This window comes from Cereibacter changlensis JA139 (assembly GCF_003034985.1).
GTDB lineage: Bacteria > Pseudomonadota > Alphaproteobacteria > Rhodobacterales > Rhodobacteraceae > Cereibacter > Cereibacter changlensis.
Genome location: NZ_PZKG01000174.1, coordinates 1 through 6,667, shown reverse-complemented (window position 1 = coordinate 6,667; position 6,667 = coordinate 1). Strand labels below are relative to the sequence as shown.

At 68.8% G+C, this 6,667-nt stretch carries 4 protein-coding genes and 1 pseudogene; 2 read left to right on the top strand and 3 right to left on the bottom strand.

What is annotated here, in order from left to right; genetic code table 11:
• Positions 1 to 340: 340 nt before the first annotated feature.
• The 3 genes from C5F48_RS20835 to C5F48_RS20825 form a co-directional block, all read right to left on the bottom strand.
• The gene (locus C5F48_RS20835) at positions 341 to 1,393 is read right to left on the bottom strand and encodes an ABC transporter ATP-binding protein (protein WP_107665697.1); all 1,053 of its coding nucleotides are present in this window, start codon (positions 1,391 to 1,393) and stop codon (positions 341 to 343) included.
• Positions 1,394 to 1,410: 17 nt separating this feature from the next.
• Entirely contained in the window at positions 1,411 to 3,558 is a 2,148-nt protein-coding gene (locus C5F48_RS20830) for an ABC transporter permease (protein WP_107665696.1), read from the bottom strand.
• 69 nt (positions 3,559 to 3,627) lie between these two features.
• Positions 3,628 to 4,656: an ABC transporter substrate-binding protein gene (locus tag C5F48_RS20825; RefSeq protein WP_107665695.1), complete on the bottom strand. Its 1,029-nt coding sequence runs from the start codon at positions 4,654 to 4,656 to the stop codon at positions 3,628 to 3,630.
• A 253-nt stretch (positions 4,657 to 4,909) separates the two neighbouring features.
• Between C5F48_RS20825 and C5F48_RS20820 the strand changes: the two genes are divergently transcribed.
• Both C5F48_RS20820 and C5F48_RS20815 read left to right on the top strand, forming a co-directional pair.
• Positions 4,910 to 5,638 (top strand): response regulator, encoded by a 729-nt coding sequence (locus C5F48_RS20820; protein WP_107665694.1) that lies wholly within the window; start codon positions 4,910 to 4,912, stop codon positions 5,636 to 5,638.
• Positions 5,635 to 6,667, top strand: a pseudogene (locus tag C5F48_RS20815) (HAMP domain-containing protein); the annotation flags it as partial. The gene C5F48_RS20820 and the pseudogene C5F48_RS20815, both read left to right, overlap by 4 nt.

Below are 6,667 nucleotides of genomic sequence, written 5' to 3'. Positions count from 1 at the left end.
GCGCCGCAAGCGAGCTGGCGGAGCAGTGCTAGGCGGCGCGGCCTTCCGCCGGCTCGACAGGCGGGCGGACCGCTGAACGGAGCTCCCAGCCGTCTGTCCCCTTCGGCGTGCCGCCGCTGACGCCCTCGGACAGCGCCGCCTCCACGCCGTCGGGAATCCGCCGCTACCGACATCACTTGAGGGAGCAGCGGCCTTGCTCCTGCATGGCCGCTTCCGTCAGGCGATGCTCAGGTCCGGCACTCTTGTGAGCGGCCCGATGCTCTTCCTCCCGAAGGGGAGGCCACCGATGGCGTCCCCATCAACCCCGTAATCGGAGCATGCGCGCCTCCCGCGCGCCGCTTCAGGCGGCGACCAGCCGGATGTCCTCGGGCCGCCAGGTCACATGCACGGTGTCGCCCATGGCGAAGGGCTGGCTGCTCGGCGGCAGGATCGCGAAGATCTCGCCCGCCGGGCTCGCCAGCGTGTACTGGATCGAGTTGCCCAGATAGGCGGCATAGGTGACCTCCGCCGGGATGCTGCCGGGCGCCGGCGCGGCGTTCAGGACCACCTGATGCGGGCGCAGCACCATCCGCGCCGCTCCTTTCAGGTCTGTGGCCAGAGGAAGCGTGTACTCCTGTCCTTGCAGACGCACCATCGTCACGGCCCCCGAGGCGGTGACCTCTGCATCCAGCAGGTTCGCGTCGCCGATGAAATCGGCGATGAAGGACGAGGCGGGCCGCTCGTAGAGATCGCGCGGGCTGCCGGCTTGGGCGATCTCGGCGTTCTTCATAACGATGATCCGGTCCGAGACCGCCATCGCCTCTTCCTGATCATGCGTCACGTAGACCGCGGTCAGGCCGAGCCGCTGCTGGATCTGGCGGATTTCCTCGCGCACATGGCGGCGCAGCTTGGCGTCGAGGTTCGACAGCGGCTCGTCGAGCAGCAGCACCTCCGGCTCCAGCACGATGGCGCGGGCGACGGCCACGCGCTGCTGCTGCCCGCCCGACAGCTCCGACGGCAGGCGGTCGCCGAAGCCCTTCAGGCCGACGAGCTCCAGCCCGGCTTCGGCCCGCGCCCGCGCTTCGGCCTTCGGCAGACGCTTCACGCTCAGCCCGTAGCCGACATTCTCGGCCACGGTCATGTGCGGGAAGAGCGCGTAGCTCTGGAACACCATCGATACCCGCCGGTAGGTGGCCGACAGATGGGTCACATCCTCGCCGCCGATCAGGATCTTGCCCTCGCTGGCGGATTCGAGCCCGGCGATCAGCCGCAGCGTGGTGGTCTTGCCGCAGCCCGACGGCCCCAGCAGCGTGCAGAGCGTTCCCCGCTGGATCTCCAGCGACAGCGGCTTCAGCGCCACCACATCGCCGTAGCGTTTGGTGACGCCCTCGAAACGCACGGAACCCTTGGTCATGTCGGAGCCTTTCATGGTCACACCGCCACCCGGTCGGTCCGGCGCAGACGGCGGCGGCCGATCACGGCCTGCAAGAGGAGGATGGCGAGCAGCATCGTCACGATCAGCACCACCGAATAGGCGATGGCGATGCCGTATTCGTTGTTCTCGACCCGGCCGACGATGAAGTTCGTCGCCAGATTGTGCCGCGCCGAGACGAGGAAGATCACGGCGGAGACCGAGGTAATGGCCCGGACGAAGCTGTAGGTCATGGCGGCGAGGATCGCGGGCCCCATCAGCGGCAGGATCACCCGGCGCAGCGTGGTGAAGCTGTTGGCCCCCAGCATGATTGAGGCCTCGTCGAGCGACCTGTCGAGCTGGCTCATCGCGGCGATGCCGCCCCGCACCCCGACCGGCATGTTGCGGAACATGAAGACGAGGACGAGGATGACCGCCGTCCCGGTCAGTTCGATCGGCGGGAAGTTGAAGGCCATCACATAGGCGACCCCGATGACCGTGCCCGGGATGGCGAAGGACAGCATGGTCGAGAACTCGAAGGCGTCCTTGCCGAAGAAGCTCTGCCGGACCAGCAGATAGGCCGTGGCCAGACCCACGGCGGCGGTCAGCGGCGCGGCGATGGCCGCGATGGCCAGCGTCGAGAAATAGCTGTCCCAGGCCGAGCCGATGAAATGGACGCCGTTGCGCATCACGATCCTGAACGCGTTGCGATAGTGCTCCAGCGTGAAGCTGTGGTTGTAGCCCCAGAGCTTCACGAAGCTGCCGAACAGGATCAGCAGATAGATCATCAGGGTGAAGGCGGCCCAGGGCAGGACCGTCAGATAGCAGGTCCATTTCAGGCCCGGGTTGAGGCTCGCATGCTGGCCGTTGTCGGCCTTGCCGGTGACGGTGGCGTAGCTCTTCTTGCCCAGCCACCGGCGCTGCGCAACGAAGGCGCCCAGCGTCATCGCCAGCAGGATCATCGACAGGATCGCGGCCTTCGCCGGATCGGCCACAGTGCCGACGATGGCGAAGTAGATCTCGGTCGAGAGCACGTTGAAGTTGCCGCCCAGCACCAGCGGATTGCCGAAATCGGCGAGACTCTCGATGAAGCCCAGGAGGAAGGCGTTGGCGAGACCGGGGCGCATCAGCGGCAGCGACACGCGGCGGAAGGTCTGCCAACGGTCGGCGTCGAGCGTCTGGCTCGCCTCCTCCATTGAGGGGCTGATGCCCTCGACCACGCCGATCAGCACGAGGAAGGCGATGGGGGTGAAGGACAGCATCTGCGCCAGCCAGACCCCCCAGAAGCCGTAGAGCCAGCGGGTCTTCTCCATGCCGAAGGCCCAGGCGAAGAATTCGGTGAGCGTGCCCGAGCGCCCGAACAGCAGGATCAGCGCCAGTCCGATGACGAAGGGCGGGGTGATGATCGGCAGGATGGTCAGCACCCGCAGCAGCTTCTTGGCGCGGAAGTCGGTGCGGGAGAAGACCAGCGCGAAGGCGAGGCCCAGAAGCGTGGTGCCGAGCCCGGTCAGGATGCCCAGCACCAGCGAGTTGACCGCCGGGCCGCAATAGCCCCCGCCGGTCAGGCAGGCGAAGGACCAGGTCTGCGTGGCGAAGAACCGCGGCAGGAACTCGGACAGGCCGAAGCCGGCGCCATCCTTCAGCGCGAAGGCCTGCACGAGGATGAAGGCCATGGGATAGAAGACGAAGACCCCGACCAGCGCCACGATCAGCCCGACGAGGCCGGTGACGAAGGCGTCGCCCCGGCCCCGCCCCATGGCCGAGATGCCGGTGGTGAGGACGAAGAGCAGCGACAGCGCCACCACGAGCGCGCCGAGCCCCATCCCCGGCTGCGACGCCTCTCCTAAGATGGCGAGACGCGGGCCGGCGCCGAGGATCATCAGCCCCTGCCCCGCCAGCAGCGCCAGTCCGGCGGCGCCGCTCAGCACCCACGCCCTTGCCCGGGCGACGGGCGGCATCGGCAGCACGCCCACGACCAGTGCCGCCAGCAGCGCCAGCCCCGGCCCCGCCAGCCACCAGCGCCCGAGCCCCAGTTGCCAGAGCGCGGGCCGCGACGGAGCATCGCTTACCCAGTCGAAGGACAGCAGAGAGCCCGTGGTCATGTACCACGGCAGCATGAGGAAAGCCGCGAGCCCGAACAGGCTCCACAGCGTCGCGGTGCGCGTCATCAAAATCTTCCCGGATCATGGGTCGGTCCGCGCGTCGGACGCGCGGATCCGGTGGAGCTCAGCCGACGATCACTCCTCGATCGCGCCGCCCGCGTTCTTCACTTCCGTCTCCCAGCGCGCCAGCAGGCGCTCGCGGGTGTCGGACGCGCCATAGGTGGCGAAGTCGTAGTCGATCAGCTTGATCGAGGCCATGTCCGGCGCGTCGGGATCGGTGGCGGCATCCGGGTTCGAGGGGATGTTGTAGACGCCGACCTCGAGCCCCGGCGACTGCCCCTCGGCGGAGATGACATATTCCACCCACTTCTTAGCCGCTTCCAGATTGGGCGTGCCCTCGACCACCGACACCGCGCCGAGCTCGTAGCCGGTGCCCTCGCAGGGCGCGACCAGCTCGACCGGGAAGCCCTCCTTCTTCAGCTTCACCATGTCATGCATGAAGCCGATGCCGATGGTGGTCTCGCCGCGGGCGGTGGCCTTCACCGGGGCGGAGCCCGACTTGGTGTACTGGTTCACGTTGGCGCCGATCTCGGCCAGCACCTTGAAAGCCTCGTCCTCGCCGAAGAGCTGCACCAGCGTCGCAAGCTCGGTATAGGCCGTGCCCGAGGAGTTCGGGTTCGCCACCTGGATCTCGCCCTTGTAGTCCGGCTTGGCCAGATCGCGCCAGCAGGCCGGGGCGGCGAGGCCCTTCTCGGCCAGAACCTCGGAATTGTAGATGAAGCCCAAAAGGCCGACATGCACGCCGATGGCGCGCCCTTCGGTCATCTCGGTCATGTTCTGCGCCCAGCCCAGCAGGCCCGAGACATCCGCGCCGGAGGCCGTCGTCAGCCCCTCGCTCGCCGCGATGATATGGGGATCGCCGGTGCCGCCCCACCAGACGTCGACCTTCGGGTTGCCCTTCTCGGCGCGCAGCTGCGCCAGCACCTCGCCGGTGGACTTGCGCACCATGGCGACATCGATGCCGGTGTCGATCTTGAAATTCTGCGCCATCAGATCGCACCAGGTCTGCTCGTTGGAGCAGACGACGTTCAGCTGGTCGGCCGAGGCGGCGGAAGCGGCCATGGCGGCAGTCAGCGCCAGAGCGCTGATCGTAGGGTATTTCATGCAGTCCTCCCGTTGCTCCGGCCTGCCGCTCTCCCACAGCAGAACCCGGATCGTCCCGACCTTGGCACGCCGGCATCGCCCCGGGCGAGCCCTCCCGGGATGAACAGCGCTGCAAAGGCGGAGCTTTTCGATGAACAATATTACAATCCCGCTTCAGCTCGGTCACAAATGAAATGCGAAAGCCCCTCCCGGCGCCACCGGGGCCGGGGCATCATGGAGCGGCCGGGCGGGGAGGCCCGGCATGGGGGGTCACATGTCCAGTTCAGCCGCGGCGCAGGGTCCGGTGGTCGCCGTCGTGGATGACGATCCGGAGCTGCGCGCGACCTTGGCGGCGCTTCTGGCCGAGAACGGCTTCGATCCGGTGCCCGTCGCCGGAAGCGCCGAATTCTTCGCCGCCGCCGCGCTGCGCAGCCTCGACCTCGCGCTGATCGACCTCCGGCTGCAGGGCGAGAGCGGGCTGACGCTGGCGATCCGCGTCCGGGCGGAACTCGGCCTGCCGATCGTCATGCTGACCGGGCGCGGCGACGAGACCGACAAGATCATCGGGCTGGAGACCGGGGCCGACGACTACATCATGAAGCCCTTCAACCCGCGCGAGCTGGTGGCCCGCCTGCGCGCCGTCCTGCGCCGCAGCGGCCATGGCGCCGTCGCGGCGCCCGACCGCAGCCAGAGCCAGATCCTCGGCTTCGGCCGGCTGCGGCTCGACCAGACCCGGCGCGAGCTGATCGGGCCGGACGGCAACGAGATCGCCCTGACCAATGCCGAATACCGGCTGCTCGAGTACTTCCTGCGCAACCCCGACCGCATCGTCGCCCGCACCGACCTGCTGCGCGAGCTGGGCAGCGACCTCTCGCTCTACATGGACCGCACCATCGACGTGCTGATCCTGCGCGTGCGCCGCAAGATCGAGGCGGCGCCCTCGAAACCCGTCCATCTGCAGACCCGGCGCGGACAGGGCTACATCTTCGTCACGACGCCATGACGCCACGACGGCCCAGCGTCCGCGGCAGACTGTTCCTCGCGCTCGGCGTGCTCGCCGCGGCGACGCTGATCGTGGGGGCGACCAGCTGGATCACCCTGCGGCAGGCGACCGACCGCATGGACCGGCTGCATGACGAAACGCTCACCGCCGTGGACCGCGCGCTGATCCTGTCGCGGCAGACCTCCGGCCTCGCGACCCGCGCGCCCTATCTCCTGACCATGGAAAGCCCGTTCCGCATCCGCATGGAGGCCGATGCCGCGCGCGGGATCATCGCCGGGATCGCCGGCAACCTGAGCCCGGAGGCGGCAGCCATCGCCGGGATCCTGCGCGACATGGATGCGAGCATCGCCGCGCTGGTCGACGCCGCCTCGGCCCGGTCGGAGCTGACCGACCGCATCCTGCGCCGCAACGCCCGGATCGGCGCGCTGGAGCGGCGCTTCTCCACCCTCGCGGGAACGCTGCGCGCCTCCTTCCCCGAAGGGCAGGACTGGCTGAAGCTGCAGAGCATCGCGCGGGCGCTGCAAGGCGCGGGCCGCACCGACAATCTCGTCACCGTCGGAGAATTCCAGCGCGAATACAACCGGCTGGTGCGCGACATGGCGGCCCGCCCCGATGCCGTCGGAAGCGAGGCGCTGGCGGAGCTGCGCGGCCTCGCCGAAGGGCCGACGGGTCTCTTCGAGCTGCGCCGGTTGGAGCTCGCCCGCCAGATCGCCGCCGAAGCGGCCCTCGCCCGCATCCGCCGCGCCGCCGAGGGGATCAGCCTGCACGCCACAGAGGTCACCGCCGCGGCGCAGGCCGAGATCGCCGGCGAGCGCGCCCGCACGCTTTCGGCCTTGGATTTCGCCAAGGGCGTCATCGTCCTCGTCGGCCTTTTGAGCACCGTCGTGGCGCTGGTGGCGGCGCTCTTTGTCTCGGGCCATGTGACCGCCAATCTGCGGGCGATCTCGGATGCGATGGCGCGGCTTGCGGTGGGCGACCGTTCCAGCCGCCTACCCCGCGGCGAACATGCGGGCGACGAGATCGGCAAGC